The sequence below is a fragment of the Erwinia sp. S43 genome (genome assembly GCF_016624745.1).
GTDB classification, from domain to species: Bacteria; Pseudomonadota; Gammaproteobacteria; order Enterobacterales; family Enterobacteriaceae; genus Erwinia; species Erwinia coffeiphila.
In genome coordinates this window covers 58,271-77,863 of the sequence record NZ_JACVTX010000027.1, presented here as the reverse complement: position 1 = coordinate 77,863, position 19,593 = coordinate 58,271, and the positions used below count along the sequence as shown (strand labels likewise).

Below are 19,593 nucleotides of genomic sequence, written 5' to 3'. Positions count from 1 at the left end.
CGGATTCAGCCTCTGCGGCGGGCGGGCAATCCACAGCGCTGAGGTGCAGGCTGCGGGGCCGGAGAGGGCCAGGCAGATTCATTGGCAACATTCCCGGAACGCATCATGGCCGGAGTACAGATAGACAGACTTACAAGCGGGTGGGTCACTAATACATTCCCTCATCAGCGCTTATCAAAATCGAAGATATATATATGAAGTACCCAACTAACTGACCGAACGATGAATTATTAAAGCGACTCAGATATTGGAACGGATTCAGCCTCTGCGGCGGGCGGGCAATCCACAGCGCTGAGGTGCAGGCAGCGGGGCCGGAGAGACCAGCATGGATGCTGGGCTCAGGCGGGGCGCGGGCAGGACGCCCGCTCCACGCCGATCCGACAGGCCCGCTGCCGAAACCGAAGGCACCACGCAAAGCGTGGCGCGAGGACCGCCCGCCCGCCGCAGAGGCTGAACCCGAGGCACACAGCAACTACAGCAACTACAGCAACAACTGTATAAATCGCAGAAGCTGAACCCGAAGCACTACCGCCCACAGCAAATTTTATGGCTCAAGCTCAACGCTACCGCTGGGCTGATTCTCCACCCGACTCACCCACAGCGTCGGCCAACGATCGCTGCTGTTCCAGGCATCGCAGGTACTTTCCTGCGCATACTCTGCAAGAACGAACTCCCGCCCGTTGAACTGCCAGCGCGTAGCTACGCCACAGTCCCCCAGGCCACGCGTTTTACTGAACGTCAGCAGCTCACCGCTTACCGCATCATATTCTGCATTAATTGGCTCCAGCTGCCGCTCGTTGCTATCGGGAGGAACAAACGGCAGCGTCAGCGCAATGTGTTGTGGAATATAAGGAGGCTGGCGCGTCACCTCAAAAGCCAAATCGATAATGTTATAAGCCCCCATCTCACAGCCCACCAGCAGCAGCGCCTTGTCATCCGTCAGTGGGGACACCGACACTTCGCGTCGCTGCACGTCCAGTGAACAGTTATCGCTGTTGATATGCAGGCTGCCAAAATCAATCAGCCCTCGGGTTTCATCCGGCGTTAACGGCTGCGGCGGGCGCTCAGGTTGATAAATCTGCGGTATTGCGGGGGCTGCGGGTACATCCCATACCGGACGATCGCCGCGCCGAATCCAGGCACTGTCGCTGTTCACCCGCCCCTGAACCTCATCCATCAGCAGCAGCGCAGCTTTTAATCCCTTCAGACGAATAGACGCATCGGCGCGGTAGACCAGTTGGATTGAATCAGCATCCATAATCTGGGCAATGAATTCATTAATTGAGATGCTGTGATTGGTGATGAGATGGTTGGGAGTAGTCTGCCAGTGCTTGAGATCTAACCTCATTCGTTGACCGTCCAGCAGCAGATTATCCTGCAATGCGCCGCCGGGAAGCTCACCGCTATAGCGATTGCCGTAATCAATTTTCAGTAAGGGGCTATCATCCTGTCCGGCGTGCCGCGCAATAGTCATCGCCAGACCGTTATTACCGGGCAGGCTGCGCGCTTCGCAGCTGTTCAGGTTGTTACAGCTAATTTGCCAGCTATCGAATGTCTTCTGCAAAGGCTGTGCGCACAGCAGGCTTGTGAAGAACAGGGGAGCCAGCGACAACCACTTCATACAGTAAAACATTGATGGAGTCCCTGGTAAGGTGGGATATCAACGATCGCGTAACCTCGCACAATCAGCGTGTAGGAATATGATGGTAGGACTTTAGTCGTACCTCAATCAGATTTATCGGACTGTAGCAGCGTGGCGATTAACCCGTTAACGCCCTGCAACCATGCCAGAAAACTCCGCTATCACGCAGGCGAGAGCAGAAAAATGGCAAACCGCCACCCGGGTGGCTAAATAATGAATTAATTTGTGAACAGCCTCACCCTTATTTCCTGCTAACGATATAAATCCGCCAATATCTGGAGCGGGATCGCGTTCCTGCCGCCCTCATTCGTCTATTTTTTATACTACCAGTACGGCATCTACGCTGGACATCATGCAATCTTCCTTAAGAATCACTCGCCAATACATCAATAATTGGAACTCATAAAAATAGTTAGCAACGGAAACTAATTAGTTAGTTATATGAATAACTGGATCTAATTCAGAATATGCTTAATAATTACCACTAGCCAAACGCTATTGATAACGGGATTACGCTGTTTTTTTGCTCTTCATAAGCCGACAACGCTATATCTAGGAACATTCCTATGTTCTCAAATGTAAAGTTTTCTCTAAATTAACGTTAACTATGTTGCTAGCAAACCCTTCACAAGCCACGACCTGGTTTTTTAATCCGCATAATGATCTTTCCCCAGGATTTTCTCACATAAAATACCCATCAAGCCTTCATAAACATCCGTTTTGTAATTTTTACTGATGAAGACTGTTAAAGAAAAATTTTTATAACTAAATTGTTCTTATAAATAAATGCAAAGTCAGCACGCCAGTGCTTAACCAGTTGTCGGCGGTATGATGATAAAAAAGTAGCAATACTGGACCCCGACGCATTCGTCACCGCGGGGTTACGTGAAATTGTTAGTCAGTCTTCAAACTATTTATTGTTGGCAAATCTGAAATCATTTTCAGCTTTACAACTGTTATTGGAGATAGGTGACGTAGATATTGTTTTCACTGAGCTTTATGACAGCGGCATGGATATTATTACCGGGATAGAGTTTATCCGTGAGAATCGCCACCACTGGAGAAAAGTGAAGCTTATTATTTTTACCAGCGTGGAAGAACCGGGTTTAGTTAAATACCTGACGGGTATGGGTGCTCAGTGCTATTTCTCGAAGAGAGATAATATAACAGCCATTATATCGGGATTAAATCAACAGGACCATATTCAAAGCGTGGTCAGCCCGAGACTGGACATGCAAACTAATAGCGAGAACGCTTATCGCACGCCATTAACTATGGCTGAATTGAATGTCGCCTGGCTACTGGCGCGAAATAATACGGTCATTACTATCTCGAAGCAGATGAATGTCAGTTATAAAACGATTCATACGCATAAAACGAATTTAATGAAAAAGCTTAACATCGCTGATATGCCGCAGCTGATGAAGTATTTATCTGTTCAGCATCACTCCTTTTAATTGTTATACACAGCAAGCCAATGGGCATCACTACGATAATGAGGATAGTTATGAAAAAGAACAAACTGTTATTATCAGCGTTAACTGCGGCTTTATTAAGCAGCGCGGCTATGCAACCGGTATCCGCAGCGGCCACCGGTTCATTAACCGGTGAAATTGGCGTTCAGGTTATTATCGGTTCGGCGTGTACCGTCGGTAATGGTGATGGTTCTACCGGCACCAATAAATGGGGTACGCTGGATTTCGGTACCTATGCCGATTTGAAATATACCATTGACGGCAGCGTGACCGGTGCTGACGGCAGCGGCGCCGTGACGGTCACCTGCAGCGCTGGCCTGAGCCCAACGCTGACGCTGGACGGTGGTTTGTACGGCAACGGCACCGTGCGCAGCGTGTCATCCGACAGCGGCACCACGCGGGTTCCTTATCGTCTCTACTCCGACAGCGCCCGTACTACCGAGATTGAAGCTGGCGATACCATTAGCCTGACGGCTGACGGCACCGCGCAGAACATCCCAATCTACGGTCGTATTCTGCCTTCCGACCAGGGTAGCAATACTTCTCCGGCGGCCGGAACCTATGTTGATACCGTGATCGCCACTCTGGCCTGGTAATCAACGTGCGCCTCTGTAGCGTTCTGCTACTGGTGACAACCTGTAGCACTGCCAGCACCGTTACCGATACCTTTACCGTTTCAGCCACCATTACCAACGGCTGCATTCTGGGGAGTACCACGGCCAGCACGACTCAGTTAGGGACTATCGATTTTGGCACCGTGGGCGACCTCAGCAGCAACGTGGATGTGGTAAGCAGCAGCGGGGCCGGTTCGGTGGTGGTGACCTGTACACCGGGCACCGCCATGTCGATAGCCCTAGACTACGGCCTGAACGGCGGCACCAGTAGCGCTCGCTATCTGAGTAACAGCACAAGCAGCAACAAGCTGGCATACCAGCTCTATCGGGATGCCAGCCGCAGCACCGTATGGGGAACCGGGGCACTGGCTTACAGCATTGCCTCGTTCCCGGCAACAACCCAGACCTTTCCGGTTTATGCGCGACTTTTGACTTCCGGCACCGTTCCGGCCGCCGGCACCTATAACGATACGGTTACCGTGACTCTAACGTGGTAAAAAAACATGAAACTCAAAACAGGGTTGTTATTTTGCGCGCTCTGGCTGACCGCGCTGTGTCCACAATTTGCTCTGGCCGCCAGCTCAGTTCTGGTATGGCCGGTTTACCAGGTAATTGAAGCCGATCAGCAAGGGTCTGCGCTGTGGCTGGAGAATCGCGGCAGCTATCCGGTCAACCTACAGGTTCGTGTACTGGGCTGGCAGCAGCAGGATCAGCGCGATCGCTACGCCGATCAGCAGGATGTCATTGCCAGTCCGCCTTTTGCTACCGTCGAGCCGGGAAAGCGCCAGCTTATTCGCCTGATGCGCACCGTGACCGTTCCGGCCGGTCGTGAACAATCCTACCGTATCGTGATTGATGAACTGCCCGGCTCGCTGCCGAAAGAGATGCAGGAACATGCCGGGCTTCAGCTGCAAATGCGCTATCTGCTGCCGCTGTTCCTGGACGGTGAAGGTCTGTGGACCCAGGAACGCACCGATCGCAAACGCGATGCCAGCACGGCCACCCGCCCGCAGCTGAGCTGGACGTTCAGCCAGCGCGAGGGCAAAACCTGGCTCACCGTGCGTAATCAGGGCGTGGTTCATGCCCGACTGAGTAACGTATTCTGGGGCAGCAGCAATAAACCGGAGCAGGCCTCACTGCGGCTGTCCGAGGGCTTCCTGGGTTATGTGCTGCCGGGGCAAAAGATGTCGTTCCCGCTGCCTGCTAAGCGCCAGCCTTCCGGTGGGCAGACCCTCTACGCTCAGCTGGCGGATAATACGACTCCGGTGGCCATTCAGGCCGCGAACTAAGTATGAGAAAACGCACCCCTGCCGCCCTGAAATTGACCCGGCTGACGGTGGCGATAGCAATCATCCTGATGCCGGATGCCCGCGGCCTGTATGCCGCTGAATATGATGCCATCCCCGCCGCACCCAGGGCGATGAGCAATACCGACAGCTATACGCTCTATCTGACGCTGGTGGTGAACGGCCAGCCGGACGACCAGATCGTCCCGGTACAGGCGCGCGGCGAACACTATCTGGTTGAGGCAGGAGCGCTGACGCGGAACCACGTTCGCATTGGCGGCCAGACCGGGCTGATTGATGTCACTCAGCTGCCCGAGGTGAAAACCAGCTATAACAGTACGCAGCAGCAGCTGGTGCTGACGGTGCCGGATAACTGGCTGCCGCTGCAGAATATATCGGGTAACAACCTGCTCGGTTTTACCCCTGCACAAAGCTCTACCGGCCTGCTGCTGAACTACGACAGCTACAGCCTGCACAGTGAAAATGGCCAGAGCTATACCGCAACCTGGCTGGAACAGCGCCTGTTCGGCACCGCAGGGGCGTTATCCAATACGGGTACCTGGCGCAGCTGGTGGTCGGGGAAAAGCGACGATGCCGCCGATGGCTATCTGCGCTACGACACGCTGTGGAAGTACAACGATGAAGCCAATATGATTGCCTGGCAGGCGGGTGATGTGATCAATAACTCGCTGACCTGGAGCAACTCAACCCGGCTTGGCGGGCTTCGTGTAGCACGTAACTTCAGCGTGCGCCCCGATCTGGTGACCTACCCGCTGATCAACTGGTCGGGCAACGCCGCCCTGCCCGGCAGCGTCGATCTGTTTATTAACGGCTACAAGGCCAGCAGCAGCAGTATCAACGCCGGGCCATTTACCCTCACCAACGTGCCCTATATCAACGGTGCCGGGGAAGCCACGGTGGTGACCACCGATGCGCTGGGCCGCCAGGTTTCCACCAGCGTGCCGTTTTATGTCTCCAACCAGCTGCTGCGCGAAGGGCTGAGCGATTTCGATTTAACCGCGGGCGCACTGCGGCAAAACTACGGCATCCGCAGCGCAGACTACGGCGATGCGGCAGCCAGCGGCATCTGGCGCTATGGCCTGAATAACAGTTTTACTCTGTCTCTGCACGCGGAAGGCCGCCCGGGGCTTCAGCTTGGCGGTATCGGCGGCGATGTAGCGGTGGGCCGCTGGGGTACGTTGAGTAGCGCGGTCAGCCAGAGCCGGGCGGATGACAGCGGCAACCAGTACGTGGTTGGCTACTCCTATTACACTTCTTATTTCGGTCTTGCGATGCAGCACCTGCAGCGCAGTGAAAACTACACGGATATCAGTACATGGAAAACCGCCACCCAGCTCAGCCGACAGGCTGATCAGGCCACGCTGAGCTTCGCGCCGCTGGGCGCGGGCGGCGGCACCGTCGGGCTGGGCTATTTCGATATTCGCGCCAGCGATAACAGTCGTACGCGGCTGGCAAACCTGTCATGGAGCCGCAGCCTGTGGGGCTCCAGCAGCCTCTACCTGGCACTGAACAAAACCCTCGGCGAGCAGGGTTATAATGCGCAGGTGCAGGTGATCGTACCGCTGGAATCGGGTGCCAGCCTGAGCACCGGCGTACAGCGCAGCACCAGCGGCGACTACAGTGAGCGCATTAACTTTAACCGCAGCGCGCCGGTCAGCGGCGGACTGGGTTGGAACCTCGCCTATGCCAACGGCAACAGCGACTACTATCAGGCCGACGCCAGCTGGAAGTTCAGCCAGGCCACGCTAAGCGGCGGCGTTTACGGCGAATCGAACAATAACAGCCAGTGGGCAGATCTCAGTGGTTCCGTCATCTGGATGGACAACGCGCTGTTTGCCACCAACAAAGTTAACGATGCTTTTATCCTGGTCAGTACCGACGGCTATCCCGACGTGCCGGTCACCTTTGAGAATCAGCTGACCGGTAAAACCGACGATCGCGGCCACTTGCTTATCCCCTGGGTCAGCGCCTGGTATCCGTCGAAAGTGGCTATCGATCCGCTCGATCTGCCGCTGGATGCCTCGCTTCCGCAGATTGAATCCCGCGTGGCGGTAAGAGAAGGCAGCGGCACGCTGGTGAAATTCCCGGTGACCACGGTGCGTTCAGCCAGCCTGACGCTGCTCGACGCGCAGCAGCAGCCGCTGCCGGTAGGAACACCGGTGATGGAAACCCACAGCGGGCAAACCACCCTGGTCGGCTACGGCGGAAAAGTCTGGCTTAGCGGACTGGCAGCCAGCAATGAAATTGTCGTGAAGCTGCCGCAGGGAAGCTGCCGTCACGACTTTAAGATAAATGCATCGGGTAAAACATCGCCCCTGTTCGCCACTTTTGTCTGCCCGGACAATTCTTCAGCGGAAAAACAGCCATGAAAATGCACGCGACCCTGCGACTTCTGTTAGCCGGCCTGCTATTGCTGACCAGCGGCCTGAGTTATGCGGCCTGTAGCGCCTCATCGAGTACTTCGACCTTTGGCGGCATCAGCGCCTTTACTTTTGCCAGCAGCGCGCAAACTATTACGACCGGCAGCGGTTTCGCCTGTACCAGCGGCAGCCTGGTGTCCCTGCTGGCGGAGAACACGGTGACCGCCACCATCAGCAGTTCACAGCATCCCGTCGGCACATCGCCGCAGTTGTACAGCGCGACCGGTGCCTCGATCCCCTATTCGCTGTGTAAAGATGCCGCCTGCGGCACGACTTACAACGTGGGTAGCACGATTACGTGGACCGAGCGCTCGCTGCTGGGGCTGCTCGGGTTGTTTAATGCGCCAGACAGCACGCTGCCGCTGTATCTGCGATCGAGCGCCGGGATCAACATTCCCGCTGGCGTCTATACCGATACGCTGACGATTAACTGGCATTACAGCATCTGTTTTCTTGGCGTACTGGGGCTGTGCGCCTATACCACCGGTGATGCTACCTCAACCATCACCGTGACGGTGACGGTAATCAATGACTGCTATATCGACAGCGCTCCGGATGTGGAATTCGCTTCCGCCGCCCTGCCCTCCGAGTTTAAAACCGTCAGCAGCGCGCTGAGCGTCCGCTGCACGCTGAATGCCAGCTACAGCGTCAATCTTACCAGCGCCACTCCCACCAGCGGCGACTGGCGGCAGATGGTCAGCACCACGGGCAATAACTATTTGCAGTACCAGCTTTATCAGGCCGGGGGAGCGGCCTGGACCAGCACCAATAATCTCAGCCAGACCGGCAGCGGTACCTCGCAAACCATCAACTATACGGCGACGATTAACCCGACCCAGACCAGCCCACCGGCAGGAACCTACAGCGATGTGGTCACCGTAACGGTGACCTATTGAAGGCAATGCGCGTTCTTTAAAAGTGGAGCCAGCCTGTTAAAGGCGATGCGCGTGAGCATTAAAGATGGAGCCAGCCCGCGATCAGCGCGTGCTGTAGCAGCGTGACGGTTTTTCCGTCTCTGATCCGGCCATCTTTGATCATTGCCCAGGCGTCCGGGAAAGGGATTTCCATCACGTCGATGTCTTCATCCTCAACGCCGCCGCCGGCGTTGTCGCGCTGAGATTCGCTGTACTCCGCGGCAAAGAAATGTACCACCTCGGTCACGCCGCCGGGCGACATAAACAGCTCGAACAGTTTTTCAACTTCGCCAACCGCGTAGCCGGTCTCTTCAATGGCTTCTTTGCGAATGCAGTCCTCGGGGGAGTCGTTATCCAACAGCCCGGCGCAGGTTTCGATCAGCATGCCATCGGGATTGCCGTTCACCCAGGTGGCAATGCGAAACTGACGAGTCAGCACCACGCTGTTTTTCTCACGATTGTAGAGCAGGATCGTCGCACCGTTGCCGCGATCGTAAACTTCGCGCTTGTGGCGGATCACCGCACCGTCTTTCGCGGTCAAATCGTAGGTGAAGTTACGCAGGACAAACCAGTTTTCTGACAGGATTTTATTTTTGATGATGTCGATCTTGGCGGACATACAGGCTCCGTGAAGGTATCAGGAGCCTGTCATCATAGAACGGGTATAGAGGGAAAACTATCTGAAACACCGGCCGGGCTGAAAACAGCGCCGACCGGGAAACAGCGGGTTTACTTCATCAGTTTTTCCGCTGCGGCATGCTGCTCTTCAGACAGAGACTGAGCACGCTTACGCACGAAGAACCAACCGGCGGTCAGCCAGATAGCAATCAGCGGAATCGATGCGATGGTGTAGGTACCGTTCGGGTAGTCAAACGCCATCAGCACCAGCACGCTGAACAGGAACAGCAGCGTCAGCCAGGAGGTGAACGGCGCGCCCGGCAGTTTGAAGCTGACGTCATCCGCTTTCCCTTCTTTGATCGCTTTACGCAGACGCATCTGGCACACCACGATAAAGGCCCAGGAAGAGATAATGCCCAGTGCCGCTACGTTCAGTACGATCTCAAACACGCTGGCAGGAACGATGTAGTTCAGATACACGCCAACGATGTAAACGCAGACGGTCACCAGGATACCGGCATACGGCACCTGCGAACGGCTCATTTTAGACAGGAACTGCGGTGCAGAACCGCCCATCGACATGGAGCGCAGAATACGACCGGTTGCATAGAGGCCCGAGTTCAGGCTCGACAGCGCGGCGGTCAGAACCACGATATTCATGATACTGCCAACGTAAGGCACGCCCAGTTTGCTGAAGAAGGTCACGAACGGGCTCTGGCCTGCCTGATAGGCATTCCACGGCAGCAGCAGTACCAGCAGTACGACGGAACCGACGTAGAACAGGCCGATACGCCAGATCACGCTGTTGATCGCTTTCGGCAGCATGGTTTTCGGATCTTTGCACTCTCCGGCGGCGGTACCCACCAGCTCAATAGAGGCAAAGGCGAAGACCACGCCCTGTACCAGTACCAGCGCAGGCATCAGGCCGTTAGGGAACATCCCGCCGTTGTCGGTGATCAGGTGGAAGCCGGTCGCGTTGCCGTCCAGAGGCTTGCCGCTGCCGAGGAACACCACACCCACCACCAGGAAGATGGCGATCGCCAGCACTTTAATCAGCGCGAACCAGAACTCCATCTCCGCGAACCAGCGTACGCCGATCATGTTCATGGTGCCGACGATAGCCAGCGCGCCGAGGGCAAAGACCCACTGCGGTACATCACCGAATGCGCCCCAGTAGTGCATATAGAGTGCAACAGCCGTGATATCGACGATACCGGTCATCGCCCAGTTGACGAAGTACATCCAGCCAGCAACGTAAGAGGCTTTTTCGCCGAGGAATTCACGAGAGTAAGAAACGAAGCTGCCGCTTGACGGGCGGTGTAATACCAGCTCACCCAGGGCGCGTAAAATGAAGAAGGAGAAGATACCACAGACTAAATAGACGATGGCCAGCGCCGGACCGGCAACCTGCAAACGCGCACCGGCACCGAGAAACAGGCCCGTACCGATTGCGCCACCGATAGCAATCATCTGCACGTGGCGATTGTCCATCGCTTTGTTATAGCCAGAATCCTGCGAATTTAACCAACGTCTTTTGGCAGCGCGTTTTTCTGCGCCAGATACTTTATCAGCTTTCATTTTCTATCCTATTGTCCTGTCCACAAGTGATGCGGTTACCCGTCCTGGTATCCTGTTATTTTTATGCTCCGACCAAACGATTGCGTCGGTTGCTGCAACTTTGAGTACTTACCCGATGCACTGTAGTTATATTTAAAGACACGCGGGAAATTGCGGCGATGCATCCTAACCGTTCTGTCAGGTCGACGCAAAAAATCCGCGGACGAAATCGTGAGGTTTTGTAATTTTTGTCGAGTGGCGCATAAAAAAACCGGTCACAATTTGCGACCGGCTAGTGATGGCACTAAGGACTACACAGGGACTACACAGGGATAGGGGTATTACAGGGTAAAAACGTTAGCGATAAATCTCCGCGGTACCGCTCCACAGGCTGGAGTCGCCCGGGGTGTCGGCACTAACGATGCGATAGTGGCTGGCACCCTGCGCTTCCGCTTTTTTCGCCAGCTGATGGGTTGCATCATCCAGCGAACCTCGGACACCGGAAACGGAGACGCTACCGATACTTTGCATATTCATGGCCTGGCTACCGTCAACCGGCGTTGCAGCCAGCGTAGAGAAAGAGGTCGCAGCTAATAAGGTCGCCGCGATCAGTGCGGGTATAGTTTTGTTCATTTTGGTGCTCCTCAAACGGTACGGGTTAGTTACGGAGCTAATTATTACCAATACAATGAAAAGCAGAGTGAGCCGTGGGTAAAAGCTTTAAAGCATTGTCAGCACAGCGTAGCGTTACGCCAGCTAGTGTCAGGGAATGTGCATGAACAAGCCGGATGTAACAGAAAATGAATCACGGTGCAGGGTGGCTTCAGATAAAACGGTTCTTTGGTTACAATATCCCTACGCAAATTAAGGATAAATGCATGCCATCAGTCAAACGCTCCGTCACCCACAGCATCGCGCGTACGCTTTTCGCTATTGTATTGCTGTCGATTTGTTCCAGTGGACTGGCGCTGCTGACGCTGTCGGGCAGCCTGCGCGATGCGGAAGCCATTAATCTGGCCGGTTCGCTGCGGATGCAAAGCTATAGGCTGGCGTGGGACATCACCTCACATTCCGCCCAGCAGTCTGAAGATATCAATCAGTATCAGCAAACGCTGCTGGCCCCGGCATTACAGTCACTTGACCGGTTTTATGTGCCGGATGCCGTCCGCCAGCGCTACCACGATCTGCTCTCATCCTGGCAGCAGCTGCAACCCTCGTTGAATTCCAACCGCGCGGAGGTTAACGCTGAACATGTTGCGCGGATTATTCATTCCGTGGTGCAGATTGACCATTTTGTACTGGCGTTACAGCACTGGGCTGAGCTGAAAATGCGCATCGTGGCGTTGACCTGCCTGCTGGGATTCACCGCCATTGCTCTGCTGGTGATTGTAACCTTGCGCCATATTCGGCTAAAAATCGTCGGGCCGCTCAGGCAGCTACTCAGCGCCAGCGAAGCCGTTGAACAGACCCGTTTTACCCTGCCGCCGCTGAGTACCGAGCTCGACAATGAGCTTGGCGTCCTGGCGCGCGCCTTCACGCGCATGTCCGGTGAACTGGAAAAGTCATGGACGGCGATGTCACAGACGGTGCGGGCAAAAACGGTAAGCCTGACCCAGGCCAATCGACGCCTCACTCTGCTGTATGCCTGCTCGCAGCGGCTCAGCCGCAGTGTGGAAGGCCGCGAAGCATTTCAACTCACGCTGGCGCTGGTACTGCGCCATGAGCGACTCAACTGTATAGAGTTTTCCGTGCCTGACTTTGGCGAACTGCACGCCGGACACAGCGATCCACAGCTGCCGTGGCATTCCATTCCTCTCTACCTCAGCCACCAGCCGCAGCCGTGTGGCCTGCTGCGCTGGCAGGCGCACAGCAGCGAACCGCGACTGATGCAGGGGGTCGCTTCCCTGCTGGTTCACGCACTGGAACTGTGGCAGGCGCAGCAGCAGGTGCAAACGCTGCTGCTGCTTGAGGAGCGCGCGACAATTGCTCGTGAACTGCATGATTCACTGGCCCAGTCACTGACGTTTTTACGTATTCAGATTGCGCGCCTGAAACGAACGCTTGAACCGCACGCCACGCAGGCGCAAACGGTGGTGGCCGAGTTTGAACAGGCGCTGACCGCCGCCAACCGACAGCTGCGTGAGTTGCTGACCACCTTCCGCCTGACGATTGAACCCGCCAGCCTTTCCCGGGCGCTTGAGCAGGTGATTCTGCCTTTGCGCCCGCAAAGCGACGCGCCGATTGTATTACAGTGCGATATTGACGGGCAGCTACAGGCCCAGCAGCAGATCCACGTGCTGCAAATCGTTCGCGAAGCGCTGCTCAACGCCATTCGTCACGCTCATGCACAACATATAACCGTCGTTACCCGTCGTGATGACCAGGGCGAGTTGAACATTACCGTTATGGACGATGGTGTTGGTATTGCCAGCCAGCAGGAACCTCCGGATCACTACGGGCTGACCATCATGCATGAACGGGCAGCAAGGCTGAACGGCACGCTCAGTATCACGCGCGGCGAAACCGGTGGCACCTGCGTCGCACTGCAATTTATGCCGGCCACAGAAAGTGTATTGCCTGCCGCAGCAGACCCGATACCCTCATCCGCACATTCAGGGAGTGAAGTATGAACGACACAGTTATTCGCGTATTAATCGTTGACGATCATCCGCTGATGCGTCGCGGTCTGCATCAGCTCTTGCAGCTGGACAGCCGTTTTCAGGTGGTTGCGGAAGCCAGTAACGGCACGGAAGCGCTGACGCTGGCGCGGCAGATACAGCCGGATCTGGTGCTGCTGGACCTCAATATGAAGGGGCTTTCCGGTCTGGAGACATTACAGATACTGCGGAGTGAATCGATCCCCTGCCGGGTGGTGATCCTGACCGTTTCCGACAGCCGCAGCGACTTCTTTACCCTTCTCGATGCGGGCGTTGATGGCTACCTGTTGAAAGACGGCGAACCCGAGCAGATGCTGGCGCAGATTATTAATGTTGCCGAAGGCGGGCAGGCATTCAGCAACACCATGCAGCTTTGGCGGGAAAACCGTGCCTGGCAGGGCGATCCTTTCGCGATCCTCACCGCTCGTGAGCTGGACGTGCTGAAAGAGGTGGCGCGCGGCCTGTCGAATAAAGAAGTCTCTGAGAATCTGTCGATTTCCGAGCAAACGGTCAAAGTACATATCCGCAGCGTGCTGCGTAAACTTAACGTACGCTCGCGGGTTGCCGCCACCGTGCTCTGGCTGGAGTCTCATCAGTGACACAATGCGTCAGGAAGTAAATAATCCCCTGTAATTTTCCACGCTAATTTACACTTTCTCCTCAATTTCTCCACGATTTCGATCGGCCAGGCAGGTAAAGTGGTGAATCGATGGAGCCTGTTGAATCGGTTGATAAATCCGCTCCGCACCGGACGCCTCATTTCAGCGCCAAACGGATCTGGCTGGTGAATTCTTTTTCTTTCTATTCCGATAATCAGCTGCGGAGCTTGCAATGGCGAACTTTTTTATCGACCGCCCCATTTTTGCCTGGGTGTTGGCGATTATTCTCTGCCTTACCGGCGGCCTGGCGATTATGTCGCTACCGGTAGAACAGTACCCCGACCTGGCCCCGCCTAACGTTCGTATTACCGCAAACTACCCCGGCGCCTCTGCTGAAACGCTTGAAAATACCGTGACTCAGGTCATTGAGCAGAATATGACCGGCATCGACAACCTGATGTATATGTCGTCGCAGAGCAGCAATACCGGCCAGGCCACTATCACCCTCACCTTTGAAGCGGGCACCAATCCTGATGAAGCGCGCCAGCAGGTGCAAAACCAGCTGCAAACCGCGCTGCGAAAATTGCCTCAGGATGTGCAGTCCCAGGGCGTAACGGTGAATAAAACCGGGGATACCAATATTCTGATGGTGGCCTTTGTCTCCACCGACGGCAGCATGGACAAGCAGGATATCTCCGACTACGTGGCCAGTAATATTCAGGACCCTTTGAGCCGTATTGACGGCGTTGGCCAGGTAGATGCCTACGGTTCCCAGTACGCGATGCGCATCTGGCTGGACCCCAATAAACTGATTAACTATTCGCTGACCACCGGCGATGTGGTCAGCGCAATTGAATCACAAAACAGCCAGGTTGCCGTGGGTCAGCTCGGCGGGCTGCCGTCCGTTGATCGACAGGCGCTGAATGCCACCGTCAATTCCCAGTCGCTGCTGCAAACCCCGCAGCAGTTCCGCGATATCACCCTGCGCGTTAACACCGACGGTTCGGTGCTGACACTGGGCGATGTGGCCCAGGTGGAGCTGGGTGCCGAGAAGTATGACTACCTCAGCCGCTATAACGGCATGGCTGCATCCGGGCTGGGCGTGAAGCTGGCTTCCGGCGCTAACGAACTGCAAACGGATACGCTGGTCCGCGCCCGCCTTGACGAACTGTCGCGCTACTTCCCACACGGACTGGAAGCCAAAATCGCGTTTGAAACTACGCCGTTTGTTAAAGCATCTATTGAAGACGTGGTGAAAACCCTGTTTGAAGCGGTGCTGCTGGTATTCCTGGTGATGTACCTGTTCCTGCAGAATTTCCGCGCCACGCTGATCCCAACCATTGCCGTGCCGGTGGTGCTGTTTGGCACCTTTGGCGTGCTCTACGCCTTCGGCTACAGCATCAACACCCTGACGATGTTCGCGATGGTGCTGGCGATCGGCCTGCTGGTGGACGATGCGATTGTGGTGGTGGAAAACGTTGAACGAATAATGAGTGAGGAAGGCCTGTCGCCGCGTGAAGCCACGCGTAAGTCGATGGGGCAGATTCAGGGCGCACTGGTGGGCATTGCGTTGGTGCTGTCGGCGGTGTTTATTCCGATGGCTTTCTTTGGCGGCACCACCGGGGCGATCTACCGCCAGTTTTCTGTCACTATCGTGTCGGCGATGGTGCTGTCGGTGCTGGTGGCGATGATCCTCACCCCTGCCCTGTGCGCAACACTGCTTAAACCGCTGGCGCAGGGGCATCATCACGGCCGTCGTGGCTTCTTCGGCTGGTTTAACCGCATGTTTAATCGCAATGCCGAACGCTACGAGCGCGGAGTTGGCCGCATTCTGGCTAAAGGCGGGCGCTGGCTGGTGCTGTATCTGGCGCTGATGGCGATTATGGCGTTCCTGTTCCTGCGCCTACCCACCTCATTCCTGCCGCTGGAGGATCGCGGGATTTTCACCACCCAGGTACAGCTGCCTTCCGGTTCCACATTGCAGCAAACCATGAAGGTGGTGCAGAAAGTTGAACACTACTATCTGACCTCTGAGAAAAATAACGTGGTTTCCGTGTTCGCCACCGTTGGTGCCGGCCCCGGCGGCAACGGGCAAAACGTCGCGCGTCTTTTCGTCCGCCTGAAAGACTGGAAGGAGCGTGCAGGCAGTGAGAACTCCTCTTTTGCGATCATCGAGCGCGCAACCAAAGCCTTTGAAAACATCACCGAAGCTCGCGTGATCGCCAGCAGCCCGTCTGCGATTACCGGGCTGGGCAACTCGGCCGGTTTCGATATGGAGCTACAGGATCATGCCGGACTGGGGCATCAGGCGCTGATGAACGCGCGCGACACGCTGCTGGAGAAAGCGAAAAATAACCCATCGCTGACTCGCGTGCGCCACAACGGACTGGATGACAGCCCGCAGTTGCGCATTGATATCGACCAGCGCAAGGCACAGGCGCTGGGCGTATCGCTCGACGATATTAACAGCACGCTGCAAACCGGCTGGGGCTCCACCTACGTTAACGACTTCCTCGATCGCGGCAGGGTGAAAAAGGTTTACGTTCAGGCCGCAGCGAAGTACCGCATGCTGCCGGACGACATTAATAAATGGTACGTCAGAAACAGCAGCGGGCAGATGGTGCCGTTCAGCGCCTTTGCCAGCTCGCGCTGGGAAACCGGATCGCCGCGTCTGGAACGCTATAACGGCTACTCGGCGGTAGAAATTGTCGGTGAATCCGCCGCTGGCGTGAGTAACGGTACGGCGATGGATATCATGGAAAACCTGGTCAGTCAGCTGCCAACCGGTATCGGCCTTCAGTGGACGGGTGCCTCGCTGCAGGAGCGTATGACCGGGGCACAGGCACCGGCACTGTACGCTCTCTCGCTGCTGGTGGTGTTCCTCTGCCTGGCCGCGCTGTATGAAAGCTGGTCTATCCCGTTCTCGGTCATGCTGGTCGTTCCGCTGGGAGTGATTGGCGCGCTGGTGGCGACCTGGCTGCGCGGGCTGGAAAATGACGTTTACTTCCAGGTCGGGCTGCTAACGGTGATCGGGCTGTCGGCGAAGAACGCCATTCTGATTGTTGAATTTGCCAACGAGCTCAACACGCGCGGCAGCGATCTGATCGAAGCCACGCTTGAGGCTTCCCGCCAACGCCTGCGCCCGATCCTGATGACCTCGCTGGCGTTTATCTTCGGCGTGCTCCCTATGGCGACGAGCAGCGGTGCGGGCTCCAGCAGCCAGCACGCGGTAGGGACGGGAGTGATGGGCGGAATGATATCAGCCACGGTGCTGGCCATCTTCTTTGTGCCGCTATTCTTCATGCTGGTGCGGCGACGCTTCCCGCTGAAAGAAAAGCTAAAATAAGCAAAAGGCAGCCGAATGGCTGCCTTTTTTAATACGGGTTACTGAAGATAAAGCGGATTGGTTTGCCACCATGCTTCTCTCTAGCAGAGCGAATTACTTGCGTAACATTGCTTCGATAAAGTCTTTCCAGTTCCCTAATTCCAAGTCGATCATCATAGCCTCTCTTTTTTGTGGGGCTATTTTAGAAGCAATTTGGCGAGAAGAATAGACGGAGATCTCATTTACTGCTATCGAGGAAACCATTGATAGCAGAATTCTGCGGGAATTGTGTTGGAGTGCACAATTTGATCAACGGCTAACGTTGGCCCCTTCTGGGGGCCACCAGCTCGGTTACTTCAGAATGATGATCTTATCGTAACCACCGCTTTCGCTGTCGATATGCGTTTTGGCATCAGGATAGTCCCGCATCACGGCTTCAACGACGTGCGCAAACTCCTCACAGCGGGTCTTTTTCTTCCGCGTGAGAATAATCGTGGACTGGGTTTCTTCTACCGCATGCACTGCGGACTCTTTCAAATAGTTCATGGTTCCCCTCCTCCTGAAAATGGGCCTTCACCCTGAAGATGTTTTGCTCGCAGCTATTATCCTGCTTTGCATTCTTCCGAATATAGATGAATCCCACAAAAAACAGAAGGGTACGAATGTCTGAGTTTACCTTCTGGGCACCAAAAGTTCTGCGTGCCCCCGATCTGCGATAAGGAATTGATTAACAGAGGAAGAAAACCACCGATAACCGTACCGGTGGTTTGCTCAGCATTCGCCGTCCCTTCTGTTAATCGTTACCAGCCAACCTCGGTTTGAACGCCGATGGTGAACTGATCTTTCTTCTGGTCCGGGAAGGTAAACTGGTCCAGTTCATTATCCAGCACGCGCAGCCAGGTTCCGTAGAAGCGGATCTCCGGCCGGGAGTTCAGCAGACTGGTATCAACTTTAAACATATGATACAGCGTTGTTTTTAAACCTGATTCGTCAAATGAGGTGCCGCTGGCATTCTTATTCGTCTGGGTGAAATAGCCCAGCTCCACGCCGGTTTGATTGTATTTATCCCAGATCCAGGAAGGCCGCACGACCGCACGCATGCTGTTGAAATCGGAATGGGCACCCGTCTCATAGCTGAAAATATCATTGCCGGAAGAGTAGACCAGCGCATTGGCCAGGATAATCTTTTCTCCAAGGTACATTTCACCCTGAGAGATCAATCGCCAGGCGAGCCCATCAGTATGATCGCCATAGTAGTAGTTGTTCAAACCACCAAACGGGTTGGATGAAGCGTACCGTGAAAAGTTACTGGCAATCGAGTTGCTGGCCAGCTGGGCAGTAAACTCATTGAAGCTGCCTTTACCAAACTTTTGGTTAAAAATAGCACTGGCAAGGAAGGCATCTTTGAGTTTGAAGTAGCTGCCGTCACTTTCTCCCGACTTCTGCGTCTCATCTTTATTGCCCATCATATACTTCGCGGTCAGGCTCAGATCGCCGCCTTCGCTCAGCGGAATGTTCTTGTATCTGACCTCAACCTGATTGGTATTCACCTGATGAGAGGCAGAATAGTCGCGCGTGTAGAGATTAAAGTCTTCGCGGGTTAATGCCAGGTCAAGTTTTCCCCATCCGGCATTGAGGTTTTCTACCCCCAGCCCCGCACCGGCACCCGAACGATGGCTTTTCCAGTCCAGCATTTTAATTTCATAAGGTGCCAGTGAATGCTTACCGACCCAAAAATCAGCGTTCTCATCAAAGGAGAGGAACCCTTTGGTGGTCAGATACATATCCAGGATTTGCATCCGGTTTTCATTGCTGGCGTCGTCGCCAAACCACTCGGTGGCATACTGCTGCCCGACGTTGCCGTCAAACTTCACGATAGCCGTGGCGCTTTTATTGCCCTCGCGATACACGCGCTGCTTCAGCAACAGATCGAACCATCCGGTGTACTCATTACCCAGTCGCCCCAGTGAACCAATTGCCCAGGATTTTGGTGAACCATTCGATGACGTCCCCCACCCGGTACGGAAATACCCTGCGTAGGTAAAACCAATATCATCTTTCACATAGTCGCTCAGATCTTTCAGCGTATATTGCTCACTGGCAAGCTTCAATTCGCCATTATCTTTCGCCGGTGTAGTAGCGAGCGTACTGTGACTCGCAGATTGATGATTAACGCCGGTGGTTGCGGATTTAGCCATCGGCATATCGACCAGAACCGCCTGTTTTCTCGCGTTATTTTCATTGGCTTTGTACTGATTAAATTCTTCCCGCGTTGCCTGTAGCTCTTTTTTATTATCAGACAGTTCTTTTTCCAGAATCTTTAATCGCTGCTCAATGGATAATTCAGATGAAGTTGCGTGAGCAGAAAACAGCGCAACGCCGACCAGCATACAAATCGGTTTGATTTTGTATTTTTTCATTTTAAAACCCCAGAACTTATGGTGAAAACTCGTCTTAAACTTCCG

Annotated in this window: 16 protein-coding genes; 9 read left to right on the top strand and 7 right to left on the bottom strand. The window is 54.9% G+C overall.

Translation table 11 applies throughout. From position 1 onward, the window contains the following. Positions 1 to 544: 544 nt before the first annotated feature. Complete coding sequence (locus IBT47_RS22560; protein ID WP_200563149.1) at positions 545 to 1,633, bottom strand: DUF1176 domain-containing protein; 1,089 nt, start codon at positions 1,631 to 1,633, stop codon at positions 545 to 547. Positions 1,634 to 2,652: 1,019 nt separating this feature from the next. Here IBT47_RS22560 and IBT47_RS22555 point away from each other — a divergent pair. The 6 genes from IBT47_RS22555 to IBT47_RS22530 are packed head-to-tail and all read left to right on the top strand — an operon-like array spanning position 2,653 to position 8,354. Continuing rightward, the gene (locus IBT47_RS22555) at positions 2,653 to 3,099 is read left to right on the top strand and encodes a LuxR C-terminal-related transcriptional regulator (protein ID WP_200563148.1); all 447 of its coding nucleotides are present in this window, start codon (positions 2,653 to 2,655) and stop codon (positions 3,097 to 3,099) included. A 50-nt stretch (positions 3,100 to 3,149) separates the two neighbouring features. Further along, positions 3,150 to 3,713 carry a spore coat U domain-containing protein gene (locus IBT47_RS22550; RefSeq protein ID WP_234472056.1) on the top strand — a complete coding sequence of 188 codons (564 nt, stop codon included), beginning with the start codon at positions 3,150 to 3,152 and terminating at the stop codon, positions 3,711 to 3,713. Positions 3,714 to 3,718: 5 nt separating this feature from the next. Further along, entirely contained in the window at positions 3,719 to 4,228 is a 510-nt protein-coding gene (locus IBT47_RS22545) for a spore coat U domain-containing protein (protein WP_244913742.1), read from the top strand. Between the two features lie 6 nt (positions 4,229 to 4,234). Further along, the gene (locus IBT47_RS22540) at positions 4,235 to 5,020 is read left to right on the top strand and encodes a molecular chaperone (RefSeq protein WP_200563146.1); all 786 of its coding nucleotides are present in this window, start codon (positions 4,235 to 4,237) and stop codon (positions 5,018 to 5,020) included. Positions 5,021 to 5,022: 2 nt separating this feature from the next. Next, positions 5,023 to 7,407: a fimbria/pilus outer membrane usher protein gene (locus tag IBT47_RS22535; RefSeq protein ID WP_200563145.1), complete on the top strand. Its 2,385-nt coding sequence runs from the start codon at positions 5,023 to 5,025 to the stop codon at positions 7,405 to 7,407. Further along, on the top strand, positions 7,404 to 8,354 hold the full coding sequence (locus IBT47_RS22530; RefSeq protein ID WP_200563144.1) for a spore coat protein U domain-containing protein: 951 nt from the start codon (positions 7,404 to 7,406) through the stop codon (positions 8,352 to 8,354). The genes IBT47_RS22535 and IBT47_RS22530 overlap by 4 nt, the downstream gene beginning before the upstream one ends. Positions 8,355 to 8,412: 58 nt before the next feature. Here IBT47_RS22530 and nudK read toward each other — a convergent pair whose 3' ends face one another. From nudK to IBT47_RS22515, 3 genes are all read right to left on the bottom strand, one after another. Then, positions 8,413 to 8,991 (bottom strand): GDP-mannose pyrophosphatase NudK, encoded by a 579-nt coding sequence (gene nudK / locus IBT47_RS22525; protein WP_200563142.1) that lies wholly within the window; start codon positions 8,989 to 8,991, stop codon positions 8,413 to 8,415. A 110-nt stretch (positions 8,992 to 9,101) separates the two neighbouring features. Continuing rightward, positions 9,102 to 10,568 (bottom strand): L-asparagine permease, encoded by a 1,467-nt coding sequence (gene ansP / locus IBT47_RS22520; protein WP_200545558.1) that lies wholly within the window; start codon positions 10,566 to 10,568, stop codon positions 9,102 to 9,104. Between the two features lie 336 nt (positions 10,569 to 10,904). Further along, positions 10,905 to 11,180, bottom strand: a complete 276-nt coding sequence (locus IBT47_RS22515) for a DUF1471 domain-containing protein (RefSeq protein ID WP_200563140.1) — start codon at positions 11,178 to 11,180, stop codon at positions 10,905 to 10,907. A gap of 245 nt (positions 11,181 to 11,425) precedes the next feature. Here IBT47_RS22515 and narQ point away from each other — a divergent pair, with 245 nt between their 5' ends. The 3 genes from narQ (at position 11,426) to acrD (ending at position 17,149) form a co-directional block, all read left to right on the top strand. Continuing rightward, a complete protein-coding gene (gene narQ / locus IBT47_RS22510) occupies positions 11,426 to 13,177 on the top strand; it encodes a nitrate/nitrite two-component system sensor histidine kinase NarQ (protein ID WP_200563138.1) in 1,752 nt (583 codons plus the stop codon). Further along, positions 13,174 to 13,803 (top strand): response regulator, encoded by a 630-nt coding sequence (locus IBT47_RS22505; RefSeq protein ID WP_200563137.1) that lies wholly within the window; start codon positions 13,174 to 13,176, stop codon positions 13,801 to 13,803. Before narQ ends, IBT47_RS22505 begins: the two co-directional genes overlap by 4 nt. 232 nt (positions 13,804 to 14,035) lie before the next feature. Further along, positions 14,036 to 17,149, top strand: coding sequence for a multidrug efflux RND transporter permease AcrD (gene acrD / locus IBT47_RS22500; protein ID WP_200563136.1), 3,114 nt, complete (start codon positions 14,036 to 14,038; stop codon positions 17,147 to 17,149). Positions 17,150 to 17,242: 93 nt separating this feature from the next. Here acrD and ypfM read toward each other — a convergent pair whose 3' ends face one another. The 3 genes from ypfM to IBT47_RS22485 all read right to left on the bottom strand — a co-directional run bounded on the left by ypfM (position 17,243) and on the right by IBT47_RS22485 (position 19,548). Beyond that, positions 17,243 to 17,302, bottom strand: coding sequence for a protein YpfM (gene ypfM, locus IBT47_RS22495; RefSeq protein WP_101505280.1), 60 nt, complete (start codon positions 17,300 to 17,302; stop codon positions 17,243 to 17,245). Positions 17,303 to 17,479: 177 nt separating this feature from the next. Beyond that, entirely contained in the window at positions 17,480 to 17,674 is a 195-nt protein-coding gene (locus IBT47_RS22490; RefSeq protein ID WP_105593268.1) for a hypothetical protein, read from the bottom strand. A gap of 254 nt (positions 17,675 to 17,928) precedes the next feature. Continuing rightward, on the bottom strand, positions 17,929 to 19,548 hold the full coding sequence (locus tag IBT47_RS22485; protein ID WP_200563135.1) for a carbohydrate porin: 1,620 nt from the start codon (positions 19,546 to 19,548) through the stop codon (positions 17,929 to 17,931). Positions 19,549 to 19,593: the final 45 nt, after the last annotated feature.